The sequence below is a fragment of the Massilia aurea genome (assembly GCF_024753205.1).
Taxonomy (GTDB): domain Bacteria; phylum Pseudomonadota; class Gammaproteobacteria; order Burkholderiales; family Burkholderiaceae_D; genus Telluria; species Telluria aurea.
This window is the reverse complement of the sequence record NZ_JANUGZ010000002.1, coordinates 855202-880809: the sequence shown is the minus strand read 5'-3', so window position 1 is coordinate 880809 and position 25608 is coordinate 855202. Positions and strand designations below refer to the sequence as shown.

23 protein-coding genes and 1 tRNA gene are annotated in these 25608 nt (G+C 61.4%); 11 read left to right on the top strand and 13 right to left on the bottom strand.

The features are described from left to right. Positions 1-61: 61 nt before the first annotated feature. Together NX775_RS09435 and NX775_RS09430 are read left to right on the top strand one after the other, a co-directional pair. Entirely contained in the window at positions 62-1615 is a 1554-nt protein-coding gene (locus NX775_RS09435) for an ATPase domain-containing protein (protein ID WP_258835763.1), read from the top strand. Continuing rightward, positions 1612-2880 carry a sensor histidine kinase gene (locus tag NX775_RS09430; RefSeq protein WP_258835762.1) on the top strand — a complete coding sequence of 423 codons (1269 nt, stop codon included), beginning with the start codon at positions 1612-1614 and terminating at the stop codon, positions 2878-2880. Before NX775_RS09435 ends, NX775_RS09430 begins: the two co-directional genes overlap by 4 nt. Positions 2881-3058: 178 nt before the next feature. Here the strand turns inward: NX775_RS09430 and NX775_RS09425 are convergent, their stop codons facing one another. The 5 genes from NX775_RS09425 to NX775_RS09405 form a co-directional block, all read right to left on the bottom strand. Next, a complete protein-coding gene (locus tag NX775_RS09425; protein ID WP_258835761.1) occupies positions 3059-3658 on the bottom strand; it encodes a DUF4114 domain-containing protein in 600 nt (199 codons plus the stop codon). A 690-nt stretch (positions 3659-4348) separates the two neighbouring features. Then, positions 4349-4621, bottom strand: coding sequence for a hypothetical protein (locus tag NX775_RS09420; protein WP_258835760.1), 273 nt, complete (start codon positions 4619-4621; stop codon positions 4349-4351). A gap of 627 nt (positions 4622-5248) precedes the next feature. Further along, positions 5249-5536, bottom strand: coding sequence for a hypothetical protein (locus tag NX775_RS09415; RefSeq protein ID WP_258835759.1), 288 nt, complete (start codon positions 5534-5536; stop codon positions 5249-5251). Between the two features lie 137 nt (positions 5537-5673). After that, positions 5674-6057, bottom strand: coding sequence for a DUF6869 domain-containing protein (locus tag NX775_RS09410; protein WP_258835758.1), 384 nt, complete (start codon positions 6055-6057; stop codon positions 5674-5676). A 335-nt stretch (positions 6058-6392) separates the two neighbouring features. Next, on the bottom strand, positions 6393-7169 hold the full coding sequence (locus NX775_RS09405; RefSeq protein ID WP_258835757.1) for a hypothetical protein: 777 nt from the start codon (positions 7167-7169) through the stop codon (positions 6393-6395). Positions 7170-7679: 510 nt separating this feature from the next. On the opposite strand from NX775_RS09405, the gene NX775_RS09400 reads away from it, so the two are divergent. After that, complete coding sequence (locus NX775_RS09400) at positions 7680-8417, top strand: hypothetical protein (RefSeq protein ID WP_258835756.1); 738 nt, start codon at positions 7680-7682, stop codon at positions 8415-8417. A gap of 239 nt (positions 8418-8656) precedes the next feature. Here NX775_RS09400 and NX775_RS09395 read toward each other — a convergent pair. The 8 genes from NX775_RS09395 to hutC form a co-directional block, all read right to left on the bottom strand. After that, positions 8657-8741: transfer RNA gene (locus NX775_RS09395), tRNA-Leu, on the bottom strand. 121 nt (positions 8742-8862) lie between these two features. Next, on the bottom strand, positions 8863-9327 hold the full coding sequence (locus tag NX775_RS09390) for a hypothetical protein (RefSeq protein ID WP_258835755.1): 465 nt from the start codon (positions 9325-9327) through the stop codon (positions 8863-8865). 265 nt (positions 9328-9592) lie between these two features. Then, a complete protein-coding gene (locus NX775_RS09385; protein ID WP_258835754.1) occupies positions 9593-11311 on the bottom strand; it encodes an ArnT family glycosyltransferase in 1719 nt (572 codons plus the stop codon). 140 nt (positions 11312-11451) lie between these two features. Further along, positions 11452-11721 carry a type B 50S ribosomal protein L31 gene (locus tag NX775_RS09380; RefSeq protein ID WP_183556195.1) on the bottom strand — a complete coding sequence of 90 codons (270 nt, stop codon included), beginning with the start codon at positions 11719-11721 and terminating at the stop codon, positions 11452-11454. A gap of 188 nt (positions 11722-11909) precedes the next feature. Further along, positions 11910-13172, bottom strand: coding sequence for a transcription termination factor Rho (gene rho / locus NX775_RS09375; protein ID WP_183556196.1), 1263 nt, complete (start codon positions 13170-13172; stop codon positions 11910-11912). A 148-nt stretch (positions 13173-13320) separates the two neighbouring features. Further along, the gene (gene trxA, locus NX775_RS09370) at positions 13321-13647 is read right to left on the bottom strand and encodes a thioredoxin TrxA (RefSeq protein WP_183556197.1); all 327 of its coding nucleotides are present in this window, start codon (positions 13645-13647) and stop codon (positions 13321-13323) included. Positions 13648-13880: 233 nt separating this feature from the next. Continuing rightward, a complete protein-coding gene (locus NX775_RS09365) occupies positions 13881-14285 on the bottom strand; it encodes a response regulator (protein ID WP_258835753.1) in 405 nt (134 codons plus the stop codon). 86 nt (positions 14286-14371) lie between these two features. Further along, positions 14372-15085, bottom strand: coding sequence for a histidine utilization transcriptional repressor HutC (hutC, locus tag NX775_RS09360; RefSeq protein WP_502572602.1), 714 nt, complete (start codon positions 15083-15085; stop codon positions 14372-14374). A 157-nt stretch (positions 15086-15242) separates the two neighbouring features. Between hutC and ada the strand changes: the two genes are divergently transcribed. The 8 genes from ada (at position 15243) to hutI (ending at position 25483) form a co-directional block, all read left to right on the top strand. Next, entirely contained in the window at positions 15243-16355 is a 1113-nt protein-coding gene (gene ada / locus NX775_RS09355) for a bifunctional DNA-binding transcriptional regulator/O6-methylguanine-DNA methyltransferase Ada (RefSeq protein ID WP_258835751.1), read from the top strand. Positions 16356-16452: 97 nt separating this feature from the next. After that, positions 16453-18120 carry an amidohydrolase gene (locus NX775_RS09350; protein WP_258835750.1) on the top strand — a complete coding sequence of 556 codons (1668 nt, stop codon included), beginning with the start codon at positions 16453-16455 and terminating at the stop codon, positions 18118-18120. A gap of 126 nt (positions 18121-18246) precedes the next feature. Next, on the top strand, positions 18247-19956 hold the full coding sequence (hutU, locus tag NX775_RS09345; RefSeq protein WP_258835749.1) for a urocanate hydratase: 1710 nt from the start codon (positions 18247-18249) through the stop codon (positions 19954-19956). 4 nt (positions 19957-19960) lie between these two features. Beyond that, positions 19961-21505, top strand: a complete 1545-nt coding sequence (hutH, locus tag NX775_RS09340) for a histidine ammonia-lyase (protein ID WP_258835748.1) — start codon at positions 19961-19963, stop codon at positions 21503-21505. An 18-nt stretch (positions 21506-21523) separates the two neighbouring features. Next, on the top strand, positions 21524-22312 hold the full coding sequence (gene hutG, locus NX775_RS09335) for an N-formylglutamate deformylase (RefSeq protein ID WP_258835747.1): 789 nt from the start codon (positions 21524-21526) through the stop codon (positions 22310-22312). Continuing rightward, complete coding sequence (locus NX775_RS09330) at positions 22309-23667, top strand: formimidoylglutamate deiminase (protein ID WP_258835746.1); 1359 nt, start codon at positions 22309-22311, stop codon at positions 23665-23667. The genes hutG and NX775_RS09330 overlap by 4 nt, the downstream gene beginning before the upstream one ends. A 12-nt stretch (positions 23668-23679) precedes the next feature. Then, positions 23680-24288 carry a HutD/Ves family protein gene (locus NX775_RS09325; protein ID WP_258835745.1) on the top strand — a complete coding sequence of 203 codons (609 nt, stop codon included), beginning with the start codon at positions 23680-23682 and terminating at the stop codon, positions 24286-24288. Further along, on the top strand, positions 24281-25483 hold the full coding sequence (hutI, locus tag NX775_RS09320) for an imidazolonepropionase (protein WP_258835744.1): 1203 nt from the start codon (positions 24281-24283) through the stop codon (positions 25481-25483). The genes NX775_RS09325 and hutI overlap by 8 nt, the downstream gene beginning before the upstream one ends. The last annotated feature ends 125 nt before the right edge of the window (positions 25484-25608 follow it).

Genomic DNA, 25608 nt, shown 5'->3' with positions numbered 1-25608 from the left:
GCTGCTGGAGCGCAGCTTGTACACATGATAAGCTGGTTCATTCTGCAAAAAAGGTGAGTTCATGAGCGCGTTGGTGAGGACGGGGATTGTGGGGCTGGACGAGATCCTGCACGGTGGCATCCCACGCAATAACAACCTGCTCGTTGAAGGGCCGCCCGGTGCGGGCAAGACGACGCTGGGACTGGGCTTCATCTACCGCGGCGCCGTCGACTTCGACGAGCCGGGCGCCATCGTCTCGTTCGAGCTCGACCCGGCCAAGCTGCTGCGCGACGCCGCCGGCTTCGACTGGGACCTGCAGGGCATGATCGACCAGGGCCGCATCAAGATCATTCAGACCAGCCCGGCCGTGTTGATGAGCGAATTTCGCAGCAGCGACGGCGCGTTTTCGGCCGCGCTGATGGCGATGGGCGCCAAGCGCCTGTTGATCGACGGCCTGACGCCACTGCGCCTGTACGCCGAAGGCAACGACATCCCGTTCCGCGAAGACGTGCACCTGCTGATCGAGGGGCTTACACGCCTGGGCGTGACGACGATGGTCACTGCCGAAAAGGACGCGTCGCTCGGCGGCGTGCTGGCGCACGAGCGCTTCGTCTTCGACACCATCATCTCGCTGACGTTCGAAGAATCGCGCCGCCGCGTGCATCGCCGCCTGACAGTGGCCAAGTCGCGCGGCCAGGATTTCATCGGCGGCAGCCACACCATGCGCATCGAAGCGCACCAGGGCGTGCACGTGTACCGCCGCGCCCAGTCGCGTCCCGTCATGTCGCCCGATCAGCCGACGTCGGAAGAACGCCTGTCGACCGGCTCGTCCGCCATCGACAAAATGATGGACGGCGGCATCTACAAGGGCTCGGTGACGCTGGTCAGCGGCATTTCCGGCACCGGCAAGACAGTGCTCAGCGTGCAGTTCCTGAGCGACGCGATCAAGAACGGCCACAAGGCGCTCTTGGTGAGCCTGGACGAACACGCACGCCAGCTGATGCGCAACGCCAAGCCCCTCGGCTTCGATCTGCAGGCGCTGGTCGATGCGGGCGACCTGTTCATCCATTACGAGTCGCCGCTCGAACTCGAGCTGGACGTGCACTTCGACCGCATCATCAAGCTGGTGGAAAAAGAAGGCATCGATTGCGTCGTGTTCGACTCGATCGCCGTGTATGAAATGACCAGCCGCAGCGAAGTGGCCGATTACCTGTACGCGCTGGCGAGCTTCTTCAAGAACCGGCTGGCCACGACGCTGTTCAACTACGAAAGCCCCGAACTGCTGGGCGTATCGCAGATCAGCGAAGAGCTCAAGGGCTCGCATCTGGTCGACAACATCATCCTGCTCAACTACGTGGAAATCTCCACCGTGCTGCGCCGCGCCCTGGCGGTGCCGAAAGTGCGCGGCAGCCGCAACCTGCAAGTGACGCGCGAATACACGATCGACGTGGGCGGCCTGATCCTGAAGGACGATAGCGGCAGCAATACCCAGGCCGTCCCGCAACTGCCGTTCTCGTCGTATTACGGTCTGCTGTCGCGTTCTCCATCGCGCCAGAGTCCGATGATCGAGGAAGCCGTTGCCAATGGCGAACCCTTGCCCGAGTCGACGCACCAGCCGGTCGAAACGAACCGGTGATTACCGTCGACCTGCCCGACAAGCCGCCCATCGACTGGGACGACTGGCGCGCGCCGCTGCGCCAGTACACCGAGGCGACCGGGCTGGTGACGTCCGTCTACGATGCGACCGGCGTGCGCCGCATCGGCCCGCTGACCGGCTCGCGCATGTCGACCTTCCTCGCCGAGCAGTCGACGCTGTGGGCCGAGGACGGCCCCGGCACGGCGCTCGAGCGCAGCCTGGCGCGCGACGTCTGCCAGCAGGGCACGCCAGCGGCCAGCGAATTCAGCGAAGGTTTCTGCGTGCGCGCGTTGCCGCTGCTCTTGCACGGCAACGTGTATGGCGTGCTGGTGTTCGGCTGGCGCTTTGCCGATTTCAGCTCGCCGCTGGCCTGCGAGCGCATCGGCCGGCAAATCGGCGTGTCGGGCCATCTGCTGTGGAGTGAAGTGCGGCTTGATGCGCCCGTATCGGCGCAGCGCATGGCCACCTACGAAACCCTGCTGCTTACGCTCTCTAGCACGCTCGACCGGCAGCGCGAAACCATCGACGACCTGACGCGCGTGAACCGCACGCGCGAGCTGTTCCTGGCGACCGTCTCGCACGAGATGCGCACGCCGTTGTCGGCGCTGTCGATGCGCATCGAGCTGATGCTGCGCACGATTCCCGACCTGCCAGAGAAGGCAGTGAGCGGCCTGGAATCGATGCGCGTGCACGTGCGCCAGGAGGCCGGCATGGTCGACGACCTGATCGACGCGGCGCGCACGCTGACCGGACAGATGTCCATCGTGCGCAAGCCGATCGTGCTGGGGCAAGTGCTGCGCGAAGCCATCGCCACGGTGGAGCCGCACGCGCATGCCAAGCAGATCCTGATGCAGGTGACGCCCGCAGATTACGGCGCGGACATCCGTTTCGAGGCCGACGGGCAGCGCCTGCAGCAGGTGTGCTGGAACTTGCTGTTCAATGCGGTCAAGTTTACGCCGGTGGGCGGGGTGATCCGCATCGGTATCCGCCGCAGCGGGGGATGGGTCGAGATCGACATCGCCGATTCAGGACAGGGGATCGAGGCGGACGATCTGCCGCATGTGTTTGGGGCGTTCAAGCTGCAGCAGCATGACAATGCCACCGGGCTGGGACTGGGGCTGTATATCGCGCGCCGGATCGTGGAACTGCATGAGGGCACGCTCAGTGTCAGCAGTGAAGGGCGGGGACGGGGAGCGACCTTTGCGATTCGGCTGCCGGTGGAAGGCGCTGCACCGGTCGCGCCTGAGGATGCGGCCGGCGGATAGCAAAAAACCCGCGCTTCCTGCAAGGATGGCGGGTTTTTAGCGTGATACGACTACAAGCGTCTGATTGCCGCTCCGGCATATTGCGCTGCTTGATCAACAGCGCGACAGAACCTGTGCGTTTCACGATGGTCAGGCCACGGCACGCATGCCACTGGCCTGACCATGCAGCAGGCGTTTGTTATGCCTTGACTGCTTTCTTGCGACGGCTCAGACCCAGACCTGCGATACCCAGGCCCAGCAGGGCGATCGATGCAGGCTCAGGCACTTCCGTCGTGACATTGGAGAACACGAAGCTGATGTCGTTGTAGTTGAAGTCGCCGCCACGTGGCTTGTCTTCGAATGCAACATAGGTGCCGGCGCTCAGACGGTCATCGCCTGCGTAATACGACGAGTAGACGTGGTTGGTCAGATCGCTGTTCAAATTCGTTTGCGAGTACCAAGGACCGATGTTGCCTGGCTTGATATTCGACAGTACAAACACCAGAACGTCGCCAGCGACAACGTTGCCGAAGTTGAAGGCCTGACCATACGCCGACGTCTTGTTGTTCAAGCCGAACAGGCCGGTAGCAACGCCATTGACCATCATGCCGACTTCGTTTTCATAGTCGGCTTTGGAACCAGCAAAATAGCCAGTCAGGTTGCCAGTGGTTGCTGCGGTGAAGCTATACGTTGCCGTATTCTGCGTGCCGACTTGCGAATACAGAGCAGGCGCAGCTTGAGCAGCGCCACTCATCGCCATCACGCCAGCTACTGCCAATGTCATAAAAATGCTTTTCATTACTATTCCTTAAGTTTTTTGATAGATTCCTTATACTAAGCAATAAATGGGCCACTGTGAGAATTGGTGAGAAATCAATGACTTATGAGTAGGTCTTTGATTGTAATCAAAGATGGTGTAATTATTTTCGACAAATCATTGATTGACGAGGTGTAAAAATCGTTACTTGAGCGCATCGAAGCGTGCATGTCCAGTGGAACGTTGGATAATTTCCGCATAGAAAGGGCTGGATCAGAACTGAAAAGCCGGGGTCAGGTCTGACATTTGGACACGGTCTCAGCTTTGCACGAGCTAACTCAGAGCCCGGGTTTAGATTTGGCAAAATGAACTCATGCTCAATGTCGGCAGTGCAGGGAGCGGCAGAGGGCTAATGCATGATGATCATGCCACCGGTCAGGGTGCTGGACAGTCAATCTTGATGATACTGAGGGTGGATAGCAAAAAACCCGCGCTTCCTTGAAAGGTGACGGGTTTTAGCGTAGTACGACTGCATGCTGCGAGTAAGTGGTGCCTCCGGCCGGAATCCGAATCTATTTATAATCAATGAGTTGTAAATTGATTGCGTAATTTATGCGTAGTTGCTTTTGCCCGTCCAAAAAGTGCAACTCGAGTCCATCATGCAAGTGTGAGTGCTACCAACGTCTGCTTTCGACCCGAAGCGGACGTTGACAAGAAACCTTAACTGGCACCTCAGCAGTGGGTCTGTTGACGTGCTCGCCATTCGTTTGGATACGGATTGTAGTCGGTCGGGTGCCCCGCGAAATATTCACCACGGCCATACATTGAATAGTATTTCGTCATCGCTTCGACATGGGATGCAGCTTCGAAAGTCGTGACTAGGTTAGCGCTTTCGCCAAGTGTTGCCCTGAGTGCGTCGCCGTCCGGCCCAGCCAAGCATAACGCCTCAAGTATCTGCCCATTCTCATCAAGCTCTTCCCAAACCTCGTGCAACAACAACGCCATACTAGCTCCATGTTTGGATGACTGCTTCTGGCCGAACTCGGCCGTTCGCGTCAGCTGAGCAGGTTGCCAGGTTAGAAAGTTACTGCCTGTGTGAATAGGTAACTGTCGACCAATCGCAGACATTCGACCAATCGCAGACATTCCGACATGCTCAGTCGTCAATTGTCCACTGCGATAAATCGTCTACCGGGCGAGGCAATCTACCTTCGAGCCACTCGGCTGTCGTTCTCGGGTGAAAGTCAGCATCATGGCATTCGATAACCCAAGTGAGGTAGTCACGTGGACCGCCGTTCAAGTAGGGGGGCGGCGAGACGGGTTTGAACACTGTTGGCAATTGTTGGTCGACTGAAAGATAGTTCAGGACATGCCCAAGCTCCTGTACAACTCCCCAAGCCAGAGGATGATCGATATCGATCCCGAATTTTATCCACCATCCTCCGCTCTCGTCGAAGCCACGACCAAATGGTGATATTAGAGCTGGCATCCGGGCCAAGTAGCTCTCTAACTCGTGAAACGTAGGTTGCTCAACCATCGTCAATTCCTTTAAACATGCAACGTCTGCTTCTGGCCGTTTCCTGCCTGTCTCGATCGGCTGGTTTCGACCCACAGCAGACGTTCACGGCGTAATTACCTTGGGGGAAATAGAAGGTAGACGATCGGGATCGTGATTTGGATAAGGGAATACACGATGCCAAACCAGTGCCAAGGGCTTAAGACCAGTTTGTTTTTGAGAGCGGCAAAGCCGAAGTAGATAATCCCAAATACGAAACTGAGCACTGCAATCGCATACGCGACGAGTGACATCATCATCAGCCCGATGGCGTCGCCACCAGCAGGGTGCCCAGCGTTACGCGCTGCCATAAGTTGAGCAAAGACCAAGATCGCAAGTGTGCACGGTACGCTGCCAGCAATCATGGCGGTTCCAACTATCGTAGCCACTCTGTTGCTTCTCATCTGATGCCTTTATTGAAATCCGGGATCGCATACCGTCTGCTATTGGCCGATTCCTGCCTGTCGAAACTGACCGGATGCGACCCATACCGGACGGCCGCTCAACAAATTTGTACAGCTTGCACGCGCTTCCAAATCGAGTCAGGCATTGCAGACTGCCACACGTCGCCAAGTATGCTGGCGAAACGCGCATTCGACCGTGCACATTGCTCGATCCGTTCGATGAAGGCCGGACCGTGTAGGTCTAACAAATCTTCGAGGGGCCCCGCAGCCAAGGTGCCTAAATACGGTGCCATTCTTGGCTGATCAATGGCCTCGATAATTGCCTTCCAAGCCAATTCAGGGTCATCTTCAACGACCCAGTTGAACTCAAACCAACCAGTAAGGTCATCGCTCTTCGTTTCATCTCGGTTCTCAGAGGAGATCCATTCGGCCCACCGATACCATTCGTCAAGCAGTTCTTTCAATGGCAGTGGTCTACTCATCGCAAGCCTTTCAAAAACCAGTTAGACAATACGCACCGGCTCGACTGACCGCTCCTGGCCGATACCGGACAGTCGGCGATGGTCAGTGTAGGCTACTGTTGCATGTTGAGCAACTACTGCTTGTGAGCATTGCGGGGCTGCAATGGTCCGCTGCATGGCATATTGCTGAGTTGCATCCGGCCGGAATCCTAATTTATTTATAATCAATGAGTTGTAGATAGATTGCGTAATTTATGCGCAGTTGCTCTTGTCTGTCTAAAAAGTGTAACTCGAGTCCATAATTCAAGTATGAGTGATACCAACGTCTGCTGCTGACCCCCAGCAGACACTCGCACTCAAGATGAGCTATTTTGGTTTCCGGTTACCCGAAATTGAAGATAGGGTGGGTGGCCCATTGGCGGGGCGCTGCGCGGATCGTGAATCAGACTAATTTCCGCACACTGTTCATGATGATGCAGCAGCTCTTGGCTAAAAATATCTCTGTACTCTAAGCGCATCCAGATGAATATCTTTGTTTTACCTAGCCAGCAATCATATAGATCGCCGGCGGAAACAGGAAGATACCCGCTTCTTACTTGTGACCTGGGCCCCATGACACTAGTAGATGATCCAGTGAAATCAGTTTTGAAGAAAGGGACCTGTGGCGCAGATCCTCGTTGCATTTGAATACTACTTGCGAATCGAACATCTTGCGCTGGGGTCACCCCGGCATTCTCTGCGTAAGCAAAGATTACGTACTCTTTTAGTACATTTTCAAAGATATTGGGGATAGAGTCAAAACCTTTCAAAAAGACAAACGCCCGCTGAGCCGTGGATAGCGATTGTCCAGAAATTTTGGCGCTTCTTTCAGCTGCGCTAGCAGCGCGTTCAGTCGCATCAAGAGAGCTGATCAAGTGCGCTCTTTGTTCCTCTGAATTTTTTTCCGCATCCCTAGAAAGCTTGACTGTCGCATGCCACAACTTTGCGGTGTACACCATAAGTCCAAGCGTAAATAAACACAGTATCCCTGTTAAATAGACCGTCCACCAATCGCTATTAGTATAATCGCGAATAGTATTATCGGCAGCAACTGAGTGCAGTGGCATTAGAAGAAACGCAGTATAAAGTTTCATTATTAAAATAATCGATCGAAAAAAATGGTTAATTAGGGCCTTAAAATTTCCTCAAGACACATTTTAGAATGGTTGGCAAATTAGTGAACTTCTATTAAAAACTTTTTATAGTGGATATTCGTATTGTCAATCGTCAGATGGTCGGTATCACGTCGCTCCTGGCCGACATCAAACGGTCGGTCATTGTGAGTGTAGGGCAATGTTGCATTTTGAGCAACTAACGCTTGCAACTGTTGGCGGGCTACAACAGTTCGCTGCCTGTCATTTTGCTGAGTTGGATTCGGCCGGAATCTATATATTCTTATAATCAATTGGTTAGAACGCTCCTGCTTAATTCATGCGTAGTAGGCGCAGATGATTAAATTACGCTTAGCCTAGCGCGGGTAGTCTAACAAAATCCATGGTGCAATACTTGCAAACATGCTAACTTATTGTTGGCCTAAGTTTTCGAATGATTGGTCAAACCAAAAGCTAATTCAATCTTGTCAATTAAATACTGTAGAATTTCTAATGAAAAACGAAGAAGAAAAGAAAGGACAGCCTAGTGCAGAGCAAATGCTCAAAGCGCTCGAAAAATCAGGTTACCTATTCGAAAATGAAATTGCAAGGAAAGCAGAAGCATTAGGCTTTCACGTCGACTCGAGCTGGGCGTTCAGAGATCAAGAGGAATCAATCTCCCGTGAACTCGATATCAAAGCTGTAAAGGTTGTCGAAGTAGGTGAATCTAAGTTAACTAAAGTAATCACCGAGTTGTTGATAGAATGCAAAAGTTCTGATGCACCTTTTGTTTTTCTCACTACTACGAAAAATCCTCGTGAGGAGAAGTATCCCGGACCTGTTGAATATGTTTTTCCTTTAAAAAAATACAATAAAATATTATCTGAAAACAGCTATCAGGAAATTATTGGATTTAATAGATTTAACTTATCGAGCGCGCATTGTTATTATAAGTCTAGGAAGAAGGCTACTCAATTTGCGAAGATTGTGAGGAAGTCATCTGACTGGCATGCGAATCATGATGGGGTCTATGACGCGTTGATCCTTCCTCAGGCAAAGGCTGTTGAGAGTAGATTAAAAGAGGTGGCTCGGAAACATACGCCGGGTGCCTGGGTGCAAGTTTGGTTGTTCCATAATGTTATTGTTCTGCGTGATCACCTATTCTCTCTTGACTTGGATGTTCCAAATTCTTCCCCCGTACCTGAAGGACGCGTTAGCTTTGTAAGGCAGCGAAGTCGGGGTCAGGTCTGACATTCGGACACAGCCTCAGCTTTGCACAAGTCATAGCCCGGGTTTAGATTTGGCAAAATTAGCTCATGCTCAATGTCGGCAGTGCAGGGAGCGGCAGAGGGCTGATGCATGATGATCATGCCACCGGTCAGGGTGCTGGACAGTCGATCTTGATGATACTGAGGGTGGATAGCAAAAAACCCGTGCTTCCTTGAAAGGTGACGGGTTTTAGCGTAGTACAACTGCATGCTGCGAGTAGGTGGTGCCTCCGGCCGGAATCGAACCGGCACGCCTTACGGCGCTTGATTTTGAGTCAAGTGCGTCTACCAATTCCGCCACAGAGGCCCAATCGCAGGCGGGTATCTTAGCACATTGATTGCTCAGCTGGCCAGTGTGGCGAAACTCACCCTATGAGTTCCCGAGAGATACGGCTGAGCGTATGCCCTGATCGCATACCGCACGCCAGCTAACACGTCATCCGATGCTGCAACAACCGCAAGCTGCCCATCGGCCCCACGATCTCGAGCACGTGCTCGCGCACAGCGACATCGATCGCGCCTTCCTGCGCGCGCAGCCATGGGCGTGGGCGGAAGTAGCGGATGGTGGTGCTGTCGGTGGTTGTGCGCCGGTAGCCAAGCGTTTCGAGCGCTTTGTCGAGCGTGTCGATCATCTGGTGGGCATCGACGCGGCTGCGGATTTCGAAGCGGCCCGGGCCCAGCATGCAGATGGGAAGGAGGCCGCCAATGATGGCGGGCACCACGAGGAACGGCATGGGGGTGCCAGGATCGATCAAGTGTAGGCCCAGCACCAGTACCGGCAAGCCGGCCAGCAGCGTGAGCGCCCAGGGCAGCGACTGGCGCCAGGTATCAATACGCTGCAGGAAGCCAGGGCGATTGACGCGCTGAATTTCAGAAAACGTCACGCTGTTCATGGTGCTCTCCCTGGTTGCTCGCATCAGTCCGTATTTGCGCCGATCAAGAAAACTGGTGCAATATCCAGCCAAATATTAGTTAAATCGTCATTGACTTGATCATTGTGACCAGCGCTCAGTGGCTGGCGTTTGACTGCGCGCAAACACGCATTCGTTGAAGCCAGCTTCTCATAAAGACAACACTTGCCGCGCACAGGTGGATTTTGGCAAGCCATTGGCCCAAAACGAACAAGCCGCACAGAAGTGCGGCTTGTGGGAAAGTGACTCAGGGTTTCTGGCGGAATAGCCGGAAGCGTTCGTCCCGGTCCGATGCACGCCGGCCTTCCCAGAGCGGCACCGCATTGCTCACGTTCCACTTGCGCAGCAAGGTCGCGTCGTCGCGGTTGCGCAGGCTGTCTTGCAACAGCACGTAGTCGCACTTGCCGCCGGCGAGCGTAACGAACGGCAGGCGGCCGTAGAAGGCCAGCGAAGCGCGCTGGGCGGCGCCGACATTGGTGGCGATGCAGTTGGCGTCCGCCGGGAGGCGGGCGGCGATCTGCTGGGCGACGCCGGCGTAGCTCTTGCCGTAGTTCAGGTCGGGCAGGAACAGTGTCATCAACAGCACCCACAGCAGGATCAGGCCGCCCGAGGACAGCACCACGGCGCGCCACAGAACCGCCGGCTGGCGCGACAGGCGCCAGTGCACCAGCATGATCCAGCCGACGCTGGCGCCGGCCGCAACGATGAAGGTGACCACGCCGATTTCCGGCGTGAAGCCCGGCACCAGCTTGAGCGCGTTCTTGGCCAGCTGCGCCGGCCAGCCGGTCAGCTTGGCGATCCAGAACAGCCAGATGATCGCGCTCAGCATCGTCAGCACCATCACCGAGAACCAGTCGATGGCGTTGATTGCGCCGCGCTTCATCGTCGGCAGGCCGAAGGCGGCCATCAGCGCCAGCGGCGGCAGCATTTTCAGGAAGTCGCTGTTCTCGGGCGCCGGGTCGGCCAGCAATTGCAGCACGAGCGCCAGGAAGAAGAACACGGGCAGCACGATGTGCAGCATCTGCTGGCGGCGCCAGGCCCAGATCGCCCACAAGGCGAATGGCCAGGCTGGCCAGAAGAACCAGATGCCGATCCGGAAAAAGGCTTTCAGCGCCGGCCAGCCGGGCAAGCCGATCTGCTGCGCGTTCCAGTCGAGCCAATCGGCAATGGGTGACAGGCCATAAGGCTGGATTGCCGTGGCCGGCACGATCCAGATCAGCGCGATGCCGAAGCCGACACCGGCGGCGACAGCCAGGTCGAGCAGCGCGCGCGGCGTGGGCAGATCGAGATAGCGGGTGCAGGCAAACAGCGCCACGAGCAACACCAGCGGCGGCAGGAAGCCCTGCGTCAGTGTCAGCGCCCCGAGCGCGACCCCCACCAGCACCGCATTGCGCGTGCCGGCAAGTTCGACGTAGCGTACGGCGCGGTACAGGAAGAAGGCAAGCAGGGCGCCCTGCAGGGTCGCTGCAAGCGTCAGGTGGCTTTGCAGCAGCAGGCCCAGGCTGCCGAGGTAGATCAGGACGGCGGTATCGCCCAGCATGCGGCCATAGTCGTCCGGTTCGGGCTGGCCACCGAAGGCCAGGCGCAGCGGTTGCGCTTCAGCGCGCCGGCCCAGGTGGAAGGCGGTGTACCAGAGCGACATCGTGCCCAGCACGAAAATGCCGACCGTCGAAACGCGGGCGGCGAGCACGTCGCCCAGCAGCCAGCCGAACAGCTTGATGCATACGGCGCCGAGCCAGAATGCGAGCGGCCCTTCGTCGACGCTGGCAAGGCCGGCGATGTTCGGATACAGCCAGTCGGCCAGCGTGCCATGCGCCATCGTCCACATAATGCCGAAGCTGGCGGCGTCTTCCTTCCACAGGTCGCGCCCGATCAGGCCTGGCAGAATGTAGAACAGGCCCAGCGCAAGCAGGGCCCAGCGGGGCAGTGCCAGGGTGGCGGCGGCGGGAAGACGGACTGGTTTCATCGATAAGTCTGATGGCGGAAATGAGCGCGTAGTATAGCCGCGAAAAAAAAGAAGCCGGGTAAGCGGCTTCTTTTTTGAAGCCAGCAAAGCTGGCTGTCTGGCCAAAGCCGGTGAAGGCTTTGACGGTATTACATCGGCAATTAGCCGTTGGCGACCGAGGTCTTCGAACCAACTGCGCCGAACTTCTGGCGGAACTTCTCGACGCGACCGGCGGTGTCGACGATCTTGTGCTTGCCGGTGAAGAACGGGTGCGATTCAGCCGACACCTCGATCTTGACCAGTGGGTATTCTTTGCCTTCGTGTTCGATCTTGTCGCGGGTGTTGATGGTCGAGCGCGTGATGAACTTGAAGTCGCACGACACGTCATGGAACACGACGTCGCGGTATTCTGGGTGAGTTTCGGTCTTCATGGTCTTGCTTTCTATAGAGTTGGTAGCCAAACAGCACTTCGTCGGTCGTCTCGCTTCTTGACCCGATTGCCGATCACTTGCCAGGGTTGGGCAGAACCGGCGATTATAAATAGGTTTTCGGCTTCCGGCAATGCCCAACAAAAAAGGCAGCCCGAAGGCTGCCTGTGCGCATGATGCGTTGCGGTGGCTTAGCCGCCGCGGCGCATCATGTCGAAGAACTCCACGTTGTTCTTCGTGGCGCGCATCTTGTCGAGGATGAATTCCATCGCTTCGATCTCGTCCATCGAGTACAGCAGCTTGCGCAGGATCCAGATTTTCTGGAGCTGGTCCGGCTTGATCAGCAGTTCTTCGCGACGGGTGCCCGATTTGTTCAGGTTGATCGACGGGTAGACGCGCTTTTCGGCCAGACGGCGCTCGAGGTGCACTTCCATATTGCCGGTACCCTTGAACTCTTCAAAGATCACGTCATCCATGCGCGAACCGGTTTCGATCAGCGCGGTCGCGATGATGGTCAGCGAGCCGCCTTCTTCGATATTACGGGCCGCACCGAAGAAACGCTTTGGACGCTGCAACGCATTGGCGTCGACACCACCGGTCAGGACCTTGCCCGAGGCAGGGATGACGGTGTTGTAGGCGCGCGCCAGACGGGTGATCGAGTCCAGCAGGATCACGACGTCCTTCTTCATTTCGACCAGGCGCTTGGCTTTTTCCAGCACCATCTCGGCAACCTGCACGTGGCGGGTTGCTGGTTCGTCGAAGGTCGAGGCGACGACTTCGCCGCGCACCGAACGCTGCATCTCGGTCACTTCTTCCGGACGTTCGTCGATCAGCAGAACGATCAGCGTGACGTCGGGGTGATTGGCCGTGATCGCATGCGCGATGTGCTGCAGCATGACCGATTTGCCGGACTTTGGCGACGCCACCAACAGGCCGCGCTGGCCCTTGCCGATCGGCGAAATCAAATCGACGATGCGGCCGGTGATGTTTTCGGCGCCGTTCATGTCGCGCTCGAGACGCAGCGGCTCGTTCGGGTGCAGCGGCGTCAGGTTCTCGAACAGGATGCGGTGCTTCGAGGCTTCCGGCGATTCGCCATTGACCTTGTCGACCTTGACCAGCGCGAAATAGCGTTCGCCGTCTTTTGGCGTACGCACTTCGCCTTCGATCGAGTCACCCGTATGCAAGTTGAAACGACGGATCTGCGACGGGGAGATATAAATGTCGTCGGTCGAGGCCATATAGCTCGCATCGGGCGAGCGCAGGAAACCGAAACCGTCCGGCAGCACTTCGAGAGCGCCGTCGCCGAAGATCTGCTCACCGCCTTTTGCGCGCTTCTTCAGGATTGCAAACATCAATTCCTGTTTGCGCAGGCGGGCTGCGTTGTCGATATCGAGGCCGATTGCCATTTCCAGCAGCGCGGAAACGTGCATCGCCTTCAGTTCAGATAAATGCATGTGTTTGGGTAACCCGTGACGGGTAAAAAAGGTAGGGGAGGGAACTGCGTGGGTTAATCAAGGCGGGAAGGTGGCGATGGGCCGTGGGCCCTCCCGGCCGGGAGGCGATGACGCGGGCGCGTCGTCGCCGCTTATTGTATCAGCTGAATCAGATGTTGCTGTCGATGAACGCGGTCAATTGGCCTTTTGCCAGTGCGCCGACTTTCTGCGCAGCGACTTCGCCATTCTTGAACAGGATCAGGGTCGGGATGCCGCGGATGCCGAACTGGGCTGGAACAGCCTGGTTCGCGTCGACGTCCATCTTGGCGATCGTGATCTTGCCGCCGTATTCCTTGGCGACTTCTTCAAGGATCGGGGCAATCATCTTGCAAGGACCGCACCACTCGGCCCAGAAATCGACCAGCACCGGCAGCTCGGATTTGAGCACGTCGGATTCAAAGGATGCATCGCTGATGTGTTTGATGTTTTCGCTCATGGTTTCCTCGATAAGAGGTAGTAACTGTGATTAACGCCTTGAGACAGGACATGCGGAACGTCTCGACCGGCTACCGGGTATCTTCCTGTGTTGCTTAATATTGTTACTACACAATGGTGGAGGCACTGTGTGCGAATTTCAATATTGGAAGAACGGCTAGAGGGTGTCAGGCGGGGAATGAGCCGAATAATACCGCATTTTTTTGAAAAGTGTTTAGCCGGTTGTACAAAAATTCAACAGGCCAACGCTGCGCGCAACTGGTTTTGTTCGAGCGGCTTGCGAAATGAACCCACGACTTGCAGTCCCAGTGCACGCGCCAGTTCGCCAGCCGCTTCGCGCACGCCATCTTCGAGCGCCGACATCAGGATCACCTTGCCCTGATACCCTTGCGCTGCTGCAGCCTGGAGGAACTCGATGCCATCCATTTCCGGCATCATCAGGTCGCAGATCACGGCGTCTGGCATGGATTGGTCGAGGCGCCGTAGCGCACTGCACGCCTGCGTTTCGAGCGCGATGTTGCTCAGTCCGCATGCGGCGAGCATTTCCCGCATTACTTCCAGCAGCAGCGGATCGTCGTCGAGCACCAGTACGTGCAAGGGCGCTTCCAGGGCTGGCGCGTTGGCGGCTTGCGATGGCATGGTCATACCTGACGGGGAAGGTGATGGCTGTTCCGCCAGATGGCCAGAGTGTGGCATGGTTTATTGTCTGTTCGCATAATTAATCGCTACACGCTGCCCGTGAAGCGGGTCAGATGGCCCGGATGCCACATCGTGGCCACCGAAGCGATCCGGCCGGCCGATGTCGTGCGCCGATGCAGCACCAGGCACGGCGCGCCAGGCGCGATGCCAAGATGCGTGGCCGGGTCGCCCGATGCCGGCAGGGCCTCGATGGTATAGGTCGCGCCCTGCAGCGGCGCGCTCACCATCAGGTGTTCGTTGGGCGTGATGCTGGAAAAATCCTGTTCCAGGTAGGCCGGGGCGCAGGCCGGATTCACCCAGCGGTCTTCAAACTGGATCGGCACGTCGTTCTCGAAGTGGACGATCAGCGAGTGGTACAGCGTGCTGCCCGCTTCGAGCGCGAACTCGGCCGCCAGTCCATCGTCCGCCACGCCGGCCGCCAGCACCAGCACGCGGCTGGTGTGCTGCCTGCCGCGTTCGCGGATCTCGTCGGCGATATTGCGGATCTCGACCAGCGTGGCCTGGTACTTCTGCGGTGCGACGTACGTGCCCGAGCCCTGGCGCCGTACCAGGACCTGTTCGGCGGTGAGCTCGCGCACGGCGCGGTTGACCGTCATGCGCGAGACGCCGAACAGGCGCACCAGCGCCTGTTCGGACGGCACCAGGTCGCCTTCCTTCCAGCGCCCCGCCGCGATTTCGCCGACCAGGTAGTCCTTGATTTGCCGGAAAATGGGTGCTTTGTCCGGTGGGCTGTCTTGCAGGGGATCGTGTGTGGTCCTTGGGTCCAAGCGGTTCTCCGAAGTGACGGCCTGTCTGACCAGCCGGGATTCTAGCATTCGATTCGAAAGCAAGACCCGGCGTGCATAGCAGCAGGCATGGGGCTACGATAGGCTTGCCGCCTGACCCATGGAGATGAACATGACCATTCCCACCGATGCCAATGCCAATGCCGATACCGGTGCCGACCGCGCCGACAGCGCCGATCTGCGCTGGAACGCCGTAGAGCAGCGCGACCCGGCCTTCGACGGCCGCTTCGTGTACTCGGTGCGCACTACCGGCGTGTATTGCCGGCCGTCGTGTCCATCGCGCGCGGCGCGGCGCGCCAACGTGGCCTTTCATGCGGACCCAAATGCCGCCGAAGCGGCCGGCTTTCGGCCGTGCCTGCGCTGCGCGCCGCACTTGCCGCCGCTCGCCGAGCGCCAGCGCGACGCCGTCGCGCGGGTGTGCCGCCTGATCGATGCCGCCGACGAAGCGCCGGATCTCGACAGCCTGGCGCAGGCGGCCGGCATGAGCCGCTTTCACTTCCACCGCGTGTTCAAGGCGCAGACCGGGATCACGCCGAAAGCGTATGCGGCCGCGCGGCGCGGCGAGCGCGTACGGCGCGGGCTGGCGCAGGGCGCGCCGGTGCTCGATGCGCTGTTCGACGCCGGCTACGGCTCCAGCACGCGCTTTTATGCGGGGGCGCAGGCGGTGCTGGGCATGGCGCCGGCGCACTACCGGGCCGGCGGGCGCGGTGAGACGATCCGTTTCGCCATCGGGCAGTGCTCGCTGGGGGCGATCCTGGTCGCGGCGACCGCGCGCGGAATCTGCGCGATCCTGATCGGCGACGCGCCGGCGCCGCTGCTGGACGATCTGCAGGCGCGCTTTCCGCACGCCGTACTCGAAGGCGCCGATGCGGCGTTCGGGCAGACCGTGGCGCAGGTGGTCGCGCTGGTCGAAGCGCCGCGCATCGGTTTCGAGTTGCCACTGGACGTGCGCGGCACCGCCTTTCAGCAGCGCGTGTGGCAGGCGCTGCGCAGCATCCCCGCCGGCCGCACGGTCAGCTACGCCGAGCTGGCCGTCATCGTCGGCGTGGCCGGCGGCGCGCGCGCCGTGGCCGGAGCCTGCGCCGCCAATCCGGTGGCGGTGGCGATTCCCTGCCACCGCGTGGTGCGCACGGGCGGCGCGCTATCCGGTTATCGCTGGGGGATCGAGCGCAAGCGCACCTTGCTCGAACGCGAGCAGGAGCCTGTAGTATCCAACCGGGATTGAACGGGCGCCGGTGCTATGCCGGGCATGCAAATTTCTATACACTCTCCCGAGCTGCGCCCACGAGGCGCGGGACCCCAACCGACGGAGAAAACCACGCATGCGCGCCCGCTTGACCCCCCTGTGTTCCCTGATCGTCCTGGCCGTTGCCGGCAGCCTGCCAGCCCACGCCGCGACCCTGATCGACAACGCCAACGGCTATACCCTCAATACCAAGGGCGACCTGGTGCAGTTCACCGCGCTCGCCTTTGATGACGCGGGCCGCATCATCGCCGTGGGCGCCAGCGCGGATGTCGCGGCCAAGGCGCCCCAGGCCAAACGCATCGACATGGGTGGCCGCACGCTGCTGCCTGGCCTGATCGACGCCCACGGCCACGTGTTCGGCCTGGGCCAGCAACTGACGCAGCTCGACCTGTTCAACAGCACGTCGCTGGCCGGCGCGCTGAAGTCGATCGGCGAGTACGCAGGCGCCAATCCGGGTCACCCATGGCTGCGCGGGCGCGGCTGGAACCAGGAAAACTGGAAGCTGGGGCGCTTCCCCACCGCGGCCGAACTCGACGCCGTCGTCAGCGACCGGCCGGTGTGGCTCGAACGCGTCGACGGCCACGCCGGCTGGGCCAACAGCCGCGCATTGGCGCTGGCCGGCATCACGAAAGCCACGCCGGATCCGGTCGGCGGCAAGATCATGCGCGATGCGAATGGCGAAGCCACTGGCGTCCTGGTCGATACCGCGCAGGACTTGCTGACCAAGGTGCTGCCGCCGCAGACCGAGGCCGAATCGCGCACGATGCTCGACCGCGCCCTGGGGGAACTGGCACGTGTGGGTCTCACCAGCGTGCACGACGCCGGCGTGGACGTGACCCAGGACCGCCTGTACCGCGCCTACGCCGATGCGGGCAAGCTGACAACGCGCGTGTACGGCATGATCGGCGGCGCCGGCGCGGATTTCGATGTGCTGGCCAAGAACGGCCCGCTGAACGACTACGGCAACGGCATGTACGCACTGCGCGCCGTGAAGCTGTATTCGGACGGCGCGCTGGGCAGCCGCGGCGCGGCGCTGATCAAGCCATACAGCGATGACGCGCATTCGCACGGCCTGCTGTTCTTCAAGAGCGGGCAGATGGACACCATGATGACGAAGGCGATGCGCCGCGGTTATCAGGTCAATGTGCATGCCATTGGCGACGCCGGCAACAAGCAGATCCTCGACATCTACCAGAAAGAAGTCTCGGCAACCAAGAGCAGCGCGCAGCGTCACCGCATCGAGCACGCGCAGGTCGTGCAGCCAGGCGACATCCCGCGCTTCAAGTCGATCGGCGTCATCCCGTCGATGCAGCCGACCCACGCGACGTCCGATAAGAACATGGCCGAAACCCGCGTCGGCCCCGAGCGCATCAAGGGCGCGTATGCCTGGCGCACCTTCCTGCACCAGGGTTCGCGCATCGCCTGCGGCTCGGACTTCCCGGTCGAAGCACCGAACCCGTTCTTCGGCCTGCACGCCGCTGTCACGCGCCAGGATGCGCAGGGCCAGCCGGTGGCCGGCTGGTACCCGAACCAGGCGATGTCGCTGAAAGAAGCATTCCGCTGCTTCACGCTCGACGCCGCGTACGCCGGGCACCGCGAAGACAGCCTCGGCTCGCTCGAAGCAGGTAAGCTGGCCGACTTCATCGTGATCGATCAGGACTTGTTCAAGATGCCGACGTACGACATCCACAAAACAGGCGTGCTCGAAACCTGGGTGGCAGGCAAGCAGGTCTTCAAAAAGTAATTGGACAGGATTGTATAGACAACCTGAATGCGGTAGGGTGGACGGATTCTCCGTCCACGCGGTGATGGTTGGCGATCAACTCATCCGGTACGCACGCGGAGCCCATTCCTTATCGAAGGAGCCGCCATGAACCACAATGCTGATGTTGTCGACGATCCCCGCTTCGACCCCTCGCGCGTGATCCAGGCCCCGCGCGGCACCACGCTCAGTTGCAAGAGCTGGCTGACCGAAGCGGCCTACCGCATGATTCAAAATAACCTGGACGCCGAGGTCGCGGAAAACCCGCAGCGCCTCGTCGTCTATGGTGGCATCGGCCGCGCGGCCCGCAACTGGGCCTGCTACGACCAGATCCTGGCCAGCCTGCGCGAGCTCGATGACGACCAGACCCTCCTGATCCAGTCCGGCAAACCGGTCGGCGTGTTCCAGACCCACCCGGACGCGCCGCGCGTGCTGCTGGCAAATTCCAACCTGGTGCCGAAATGGGCCGACTGGGCCCACTTCAACGAGCTCGATCGCCGTGGCCTGTTCATGTACGGCCAGATGACGGCCGGCAGCTGGATCTATATCGGCACGCAGGGCATTGTGCAGGGCACCTACGAAACCTTTGCCGAAGCAGGGCGCCAGCACTTTGGCGGCGACATGCTGGGGCGCTGGATCCTGACCGCGGGCCTGGGCGGCATGGGCGGCGCGCAGCCGCTGGCCGCGAGCTTCGCCGGCGCCGTGTCGCTGACCGTCGAATGCCAGCAAAGCAGCATCGATTTCCGGCTGCGCACGCGTTACCTCCACAAGCAGGCGCGCGACATCGACGAGGCGCTGGCAATGGTGCAGCAGCACACGGCGCAGCGCGAGGCCGTCTCCATTGGCCTGCTTGGCAATGCCGCCGACGTGCTGCCGGAGCTCGTACGGCGCGCCCGGGCCGGCGGCATCAAGCCCGACCTGGTGACCGACCAGACCTCGGCCCATGACCTGATCAACGGCTACCTGCCAAGCGGCTGGAGCGTGGCCGAATGGCAGGCCGCGCAGCGCGATCCGGCGCAGCACGCGCGCCTGACGCGCGACGCGGCGGCATCCTGCGCGCAGCACGTGCGCGCCATCCTCGACTTCAAGGCGATGGGCTGCCACGCGGTCGACTATGGCAACAACATCCGCCAGGTGGCCAAGGACGAAGGCGTGCAGGATGCGTTCGACTTTCCTGGCTTTGTGCCGGCGTATATCCGGCCGCAGTTCTGCGAAGGGCGCGGGCCATTCCGCTGGGTGGCGCTGTCGGGCGACCCCGAAGACATCTACAAGACGGACGCGAAAATAAAGGAACTGTTCCCGCACGACGCGCGCGTGCACCGCTGGCTCGACATGGCGCGCGACCGCATCGCGTTCCAGGGCCTGCCGGCGCGCATCTGCTGGCTGGGCCTGGGCGAACGCCATCTGGCGGGCCTCGCGTTCAACGAGATGGTGCGCACGGGCGAACTGAAGGCGCCGATCGTCATCGGGCGCGATCACCTCGACACCGGCTCGGTCGCCAGCCCGAATCGCGAAACCGAAGCGATGCGCGACGGGACCGACGCTGTATCCGACTGGCCGCTGCTGAATGCGTTACTGAATACTGCCGGCGGCGCCACCTGGGTCTCGCTGCACCATGGCGGCGGCGTGGGCATGGGCTATTCGCAGCACTCCGGTGTCGTCATCGTGGCCGACGGCACCGACGCCGCCGCCAAGCGCCTGGCGCGCGTGCTGGTCAACGACTGCGGCTCGGGCGTCATGCGCCACGCCGACGCCGGCTACGACACCGCCATCGACTGCGCCCGGCGCAATGGCCTCAATCTTCCGATGATCAAATAAATCCATGAACGAATTCACTCTGCACCCCGGCCAGCTGACCCTGGGCGACCTGCGCGCCGCCTGGAGCGCGCACGCACCATTGACCCTGGCCAGCGGGGCCTGGCGCGACATCGCCGCATCCAGTGCGGCCGTCGACGCCATCGTCGCCAAGGGCGATCCGGCCTACGGCATCAACACGGGCTTCGGCATCCTGGCCAAGGCCCATATCCCGGTGGAGCAACTGGCCACGCTGCAGCGCAACCTGATCCTGTCGCATGCGGTGGGTACGGGGCCGCTGATCGACGACCAGATTGTCCGCCTGATCCTGCTGACCAAGATCGGCAGCCTGGCGCGTGGCTACTCGGGCGTGCGCCCGCTCATCGTCGAGACGCTGATTGCCCTGTACAACGCCAACATCATGCCGGCCATTCCCGTGCAGGGCTCGGTCGGCGCATCGGGCGACCTGGCGCCGCTGGCGCACATGACGCTGGCCATGCTGGGCGTGGGCCAGGTGCGCCACAACGGCGTGCTGGTCGAGGCCAATGATGCGCTGGCGGCGGCCGGCATCGCGCCGGTCGTGCTGGGCGCGAAAGAGGGACTCGCACTGATCAACGGCACGCAGGTGTCGACCGCGCTGGCGCTGCACGGCCTGTTCCTGGCCGAGCGCCTGCTCGAAGCCGCGATGGTCACCGGCGCATTGTCGGTCGACGCCGCGCGTGGCAGCGATGCACCGTTCGACGCCCGCATCCACGCCGTGCGCGGTCAGCCGGGCCAGATCGCGGCAGCGGCCATCTACCGCGAGCTGGTGGCCGGCAGCGCGATCCGCGCCTCGCACCTGGTCGGCGACGAGCGCGTGCAGGACCCGTACAGCCTGCGTTGCCAGCCGCAGGTGATGGGCGCCGTGATGGACCTGATCGGCAATGCCGGCCGCACGCTGCTGATCGAGGCGAATGCCGTCACCGACAATCCGCTGCTGTTCACCGACGGCGAGGCGGGCAGCGTCATCCTCTCGGGCGGCAACTTCCACGCCGAGCCAGTGGCGTTTGCCGCCGATTCGCTGGCGCTGGCCATCGCCGAAATCGGCGCGCTGGCCGAACGCCGCATCGCGCTGCTGATCGATGCCAACCTGTCAGGCCTGCCGGCCTTCCTCGTGCGCGAGCCGGGCCTGAATTCCGGCTTCATGATCGCGCACGTGACGGCGGCGGCGCTGGCCTCCGAAAACAAGTCGCTGGCCCATCCCGCCAGCGTCGACAGCCTGCCGACGTCGGCCAACCAGGAAGACCATGTCAGCATGGCCACCTTTGCGGCGCGCCGTCTTCACCAGATGGCGCACAATACCTGCGTGATCGTCGGCATCGAGTTGCTGGCCGCATGCCAGGGCATCGAGTTCCACCGGCCGCTGCGCAGTTCGCAGACGCTGGAATCGGTCCACGCGCAGCTGCGCGAACAGGTTGCGCCATATGATGCCGACCGCTTCTTTGCGCCGGACATCGAGGCGGCGCGCACGATGGTGTGGCAGGGCGCGTTGTCGGCCTCGTGCAAGACGCTGTTCACGGCGCTGCATCCGTAAATCAACGAGGGAGTTGCGATGGCGTTCCGGTTCAAGGCAGGCAGGCTTCCCATGCTGGTATCGATGCCGCATGCAGGCACCGATATTCCCGACGAGGTGGCGCACACGCTGGCGCCGTGCGCCGCTGCGCGCGCCGACACCGACTGGCACCTGCCCGAGCTGTACGGTTTTCTCGAAGAGATGGGCATCTCGACCATCTCGGCGCGCTGGTCGCGTTACCTGATCGACCTGAATCGCCCGCCCGAAGACACGAACCTGTATCCGGGCCTGGACACCACCGGCCTGTGCCCGCTCGACACGTTCGGGCGCGAGCGCCTGTACCGCGATGGCATGGAACCCGACGGGGCCGAAGTGCAGCGGCGCCTGGCGCGCTACTGGCAGCCGTACCACGCGCAGTTGCGCGCAGAGCTCGACCGCCTGAAGATGGAGCACGGGCGCGTGGTGCTGTGGGAAGCGCACTCCATCGCCTCGGTCGTCCCGCGCTTTTTCGACGGCAAGCTGCCGGACCTGAACTTCGGCACGGCCGAAGGCAAGTCCTGCGCCCCGGGCCTCGAAGCCGCGGTGCTGGACGTGGCGCGCGCGCAGGAGCGCTTCTCGATCGCGCTCAATGGCCGCTTCAAGGGCGGCCACATCACGCGCCACTACGGTCAGCCGGCATCGGGCGTGCACGCAATCCAGCTCGAGAAATGCCAATACCTGTACATGAACGAAGCGCCGCCGTTCGAGTACCGGCCAGCGGTGGCCGCTACGCTGCAGCCGCTGCTGCGCGACATGATTGGCGCCGCCGTCGACTGGGTGCGGCCATGACAGCGCTGTTCGCGCGCCATGCGCTGCTGCCGCAGGGCTGGCAGCGCGACGTACTGCTCGAATGGGACAGCGGGGGCGACCTGACGCAGGTGGCGCCCGGCGCGCGCCCGCCGCTGAATGTGGCGCGCGCCGAGTACGTGCTGCCGGGGATGGTCAATCTGCATTCGCACGCGTTCCAGCGCGCGCTGGGCGGCCTGACCGAAACGGGCAGCGAAGGGCCGGACAGCTTCTGGACCTGGCGCGACCTGATGTACCGCTTCGCCGCGCGCATCACGCCGGAGGGGATCGAAGCCATCGCCGCGCAGCTGTTTGCCGAGTGCCTGCGCCATGGCTATACATCGGTCTGCGAATTTCACTACCTGCAGCGCGCTGTCGATGGCGCCAGTTATGCGCGCCCCGCCGAAACCGCCGAACGCGTGGCCGCAGCCGCGCAACTGGCCGGCATGGGTGTGACGCTGCTGCCGGTGCTGTACAGCCACGCCGGATTTGGCGCGCAGCCGCTCACGCCGGGCCAGGCGCGCTTTCGCACCGACGTCGATGACGTGCTTGGCATCGTCGAGGCATTGGCGCCGCTGCGGGGCGGCCAGCTCGAAGTGGGCGCCGCGCCGCACTCGCTGCGCGCGGCCGGCATCGATGCGATCCGCGCGCTGGCGGCCGGCTTGCCCGCCGCGCGGCCGCTGCACATCCACATCGCCGAGCAAGAGGCCGAAGTGGCGCAGTGCATCGCGCACACGGGCCGGCGGCCGGTTGCCTATCTGCTGGAGCAGCTCGTGCTTGATGAACGCTGGTGCCTCGTGCACGCCACGCACCTGGATGCGGCGGAAGTGACGGCGCTGGCATCCAGCGGCGCCGTCGCCGGCCTGTGCCCGACCACCGAGGCGAATCTGGGCGACGGCCTGTTCCCGCTGGCGCCGTACATCGCCGCCGGCGGGCGCTTCGGCATCGGCAGCGACAGCCATGTATCGCAGAGCCCTGTCGAAGAATTGCGCTGGCTCGAATATGGCCAGCGCCTGCAGCACCGGCAGCGCAATGTGGCGCACGTGCCAGCGCAGCGCAGTGTCGGCGACTTTTTGTGGCAAGCTGCGTTGGCCGGCGGCGCGCAAGCCACTGGCCGGCGCGTGGGCGCACTGGCGGCAGGGCGGCGCGCCGACCTGCTGGTGCTGGATGCCCAGCATCCGAACCTGGATGGCGTGGACCACGCCGAGGTCCTTGGCCGCATGGTATTTTGCGGTAACGATAACCTCGTGCGCGACGTGCTGTGCGGCGGACGCTGGGTGGTGCAGGGCGGCCGCCACCGGGCGCAGGAGGCGATTGCGGCGCGCTACCGCCAGGCGCTGCGGGATTTGCGTTCTTAGAAAGGTGACCACATGACTGTCTTGATTCCGTTTGCAGGCCTGGCCCCGGTACCGTGGAAGAACGGCGGCGGCAACACGACCGAGATCGCGATCGGCCCGCTCGACGCTGGCTTTGACGATTTCGACTGGCGCGTCAGCCTCGCCACCATCGCCGAAGACGGCGCGTTCTCGCAGTTCGAGGGTGTCGACCGCACGCTGGCGCTGGTCGACGGGCACGGCATGACCTTGCAGATCGATGGCGAGCCGACCCTGATCACGCATGCCGAACCGGTGGTGGCGTTCGACGGCAGCTCGGAAGTGCGGGCCAAGCTCAATCGCGGACCGACGACCGACTTCAATGTGATGTCGCGCAGCGAGCGCTGTTATCACCAGTTCGGCCGGCGGCGCCTGAGCGGCGACTCGACCTTCATCGCGCGCGCCGAGATCACGGTGCTGTTTTTGGCCGAAGGCGACAGCCTGCAGCTGGCCAGCGACAACGAGCGCATTGGCCTCGTGCGCTACGACGCGGTGGTGCTCGACCAGGGCACTGTCTGGACGCTCGAGGCGGGGCAGGCCACCATCTATATCGTCGACGTTCACTATTATTCCGACGACGATGACGACATGGGGATGTATGACTGACCTGCTGCTGTCCAACGGGCACCTGGCCACGATGGACAACGGCTACGGCCTGCTGCACGACGCTGCGCTGGCGATCAAGGATGGCCGCATCGCCTGGATCGGCGCGCGACATGATGCGCCGCCAGCCGCGCACGAACACGACTGCGGCGGCGCCTGGCTCACGCCCGGCCTCATCGACTGCCACACCCATATCGTCCATGGCGGCAACCGCAGTGACGAATGGGAAGCGCGCCTGAACGGCGCCTCCTATGAAGACATCGCGCGCCAGGGCGGCGGCATCATGGCCACCGTGCGCGCTACGCGCGCGCTCGATATCGATGCGCTGGTCGCGGCCAGCCTGCCGCGCGTAAAAGCCTTGCTGGCGGAAGGCGTGACGACGCTCGAGATCAAGTCGGGCTACGGTCTCGCGCCCGACGCCGAAGAGCGCATGCTGCGCGCGGCGCGCCGTATCGGCGAGCTGCTGCCGGTGCGCGTGGTCACCACGTTTCTGGGCGCGCACGCGCTGCCGCCTGAATTCGCAGGGCGTCCGGATGACTACATTAGCAACGTCTGTGACGTCATGTTGCCCGCACTGGCAGAGCAGGGCTTAGTGGACGCAGTCGATGCGTTCTGTGAGCGCATCGGTTTTACCAACGCGCAGACCGCGCGCGTGTTCGAGAAGGCAGGGACACTGGGCTTGCCCGTCAAGCTGCATGCCGAGCAGTTGTCCGACCAGGGCGGCGCCGCACTCGTGGCGCGCCATGGCGGTTTGTCCGCCGATCATCTTGAACAACTGAGCGAAGAGGGCATTGCCGCGATGGCGCGCGCCGGCACGGTGGCCGTGCTGCTGCCGGGCGCCTATTACTATTTGCGCGAGACAGTAATGCCGCCGATCGCCGCCTTGCGCGTTGCCGGCGTGCCGATGGCCGTGGCCACCGACTGCAACCCAGGCACCTCACCACTGACGTCATTACTGCTGGCGCTGAACATGGCGTGCACCTTGTGGCGCCTCACGCCGCAGGAAGCGCTGCTGGGCGTGACCGCGCACGCGGCGCGCGCGCTCGGTCTGCAGGACGAGATCGGTACGCTCACGGTCGGCAAGCGCGCCGACCTGGCGTTATGGAACATCGCGCGACCTGCCGATCTTGCCTATGCGATGGGTTTGAATCCCTGCCGGGCCGTCATCCATGGCGGCGTCTTGCGCACCATCGGCTGAACTCTTGACGGCCCGCAAGGCTGTCATCTGCGTTTCGGAGAAGATGAATTTCGCGGCGTGTAGAAAAAAAGCAGCGACGGCCGTAAGCAAATGTAAGGCTTAATCAATCGTTAAGGATCGCTGGC

What these genes read in the sequence shown, in the direction of transcription:
- NX775_RS09435 (WP_258835763.1), top strand. Translation starts at nt 62, where the DNA reads ATGAGCGCGTTGGTGAGGACGGGGATTGTGGGGCTGGACGAGATCCTG.
- NX775_RS09425 (WP_258835761.1), bottom strand. Translation starts at nt 3,658, where the DNA reads ATGAAAAGCATTTTTATGACATTGGCAGTAGCTGGCGTGATGGCGATG.
- NX775_RS09420 (WP_258835760.1), bottom strand. Translation starts at nt 4,621, where the DNA reads ATGGCGTTGTTGTTGCACGAGGTTTGGGAAGAGCTTGATGAGAATGGG.
- NX775_RS09415 (WP_258835759.1), bottom strand. Translation starts at nt 5,536, where the DNA reads ATGATTGCTGGCAGCGTACCGTGCACACTTGCGATCTTGGTCTTTGCT.
- NX775_RS09410 (WP_258835758.1), bottom strand. Translation starts at nt 6,057, where the DNA reads ATGAGTAGACCACTGCCATTGAAAGAACTGCTTGACGAATGGTATCGG.
- NX775_RS09405 (WP_258835757.1), bottom strand. Translation starts at nt 7,169, where the DNA reads ATGAAACTTTATACTGCGTTTCTTCTAATGCCACTGCACTCAGTTGCT.
- NX775_RS09400 (WP_258835756.1), top strand. Translation starts at nt 7,680, where the DNA reads ATGAAAAACGAAGAAGAAAAGAAAGGACAGCCTAGTGCAGAGCAAATG.
- NX775_RS09390 (WP_258835755.1), bottom strand. Translation starts at nt 9,327, where the DNA reads ATGAACAGCGTGACGTTTTCTGAAATTCAGCGCGTCAATCGCCCTGGC.
- NX775_RS09385 (WP_258835754.1), bottom strand. Translation starts at nt 11,311, where the DNA reads ATGAAACCAGTCCGTCTTCCCGCCGCCGCCACCCTGGCACTGCCCCGC.
- NX775_RS09380 (WP_183556195.1), bottom strand. Translation starts at nt 11,721, where the DNA reads ATGAAGACCGAAACTCACCCAGAATACCGCGACGTCGTGTTCCATGAC.
- rho (WP_183556196.1), bottom strand. Translation starts at nt 13,172, where the DNA reads ATGCATTTATCTGAACTGAAGGCGATGCACGTTTCCGCGCTGCTGGAA.
- trxA (WP_183556197.1), bottom strand. Translation starts at nt 13,647, where the DNA reads ATGAGCGAAAACATCAAACACATCAGCGATGCATCCTTTGAATCCGAC.
- NX775_RS09365 (WP_258835753.1), bottom strand. Translation starts at nt 14,285, where the DNA reads ATGCCATCGCAAGCCGCCAACGCGCCAGCCCTGGAAGCGCCCTTGCAC.
- ada (WP_258835751.1), top strand. Translation starts at nt 15,243, where the DNA reads ATGACCATTCCCACCGATGCCAATGCCAATGCCGATACCGGTGCCGAC.
- NX775_RS09350 (WP_258835750.1), top strand. Translation starts at nt 16,453, where the DNA reads ATGCGCGCCCGCTTGACCCCCCTGTGTTCCCTGATCGTCCTGGCCGTT.
- hutU (WP_258835749.1), top strand. Translation starts at nt 18,247, where the DNA reads ATGAACCACAATGCTGATGTTGTCGACGATCCCCGCTTCGACCCCTCG.
- hutH (WP_258835748.1), top strand. Translation starts at nt 19,961, where the DNA reads ATGAACGAATTCACTCTGCACCCCGGCCAGCTGACCCTGGGCGACCTG.
- hutG (WP_258835747.1), top strand. Translation starts at nt 21,524, where the DNA reads ATGGCGTTCCGGTTCAAGGCAGGCAGGCTTCCCATGCTGGTATCGATG.
- NX775_RS09330 (WP_258835746.1), top strand. Translation starts at nt 22,309, where the DNA reads ATGACAGCGCTGTTCGCGCGCCATGCGCTGCTGCCGCAGGGCTGGCAG.
- NX775_RS09325 (WP_258835745.1), top strand. Translation starts at nt 23,680, where the DNA reads ATGACTGTCTTGATTCCGTTTGCAGGCCTGGCCCCGGTACCGTGGAAG.
- hutI (WP_258835744.1), top strand. Translation starts at nt 24,281, where the DNA reads ATGACTGACCTGCTGCTGTCCAACGGGCACCTGGCCACGATGGACAAC.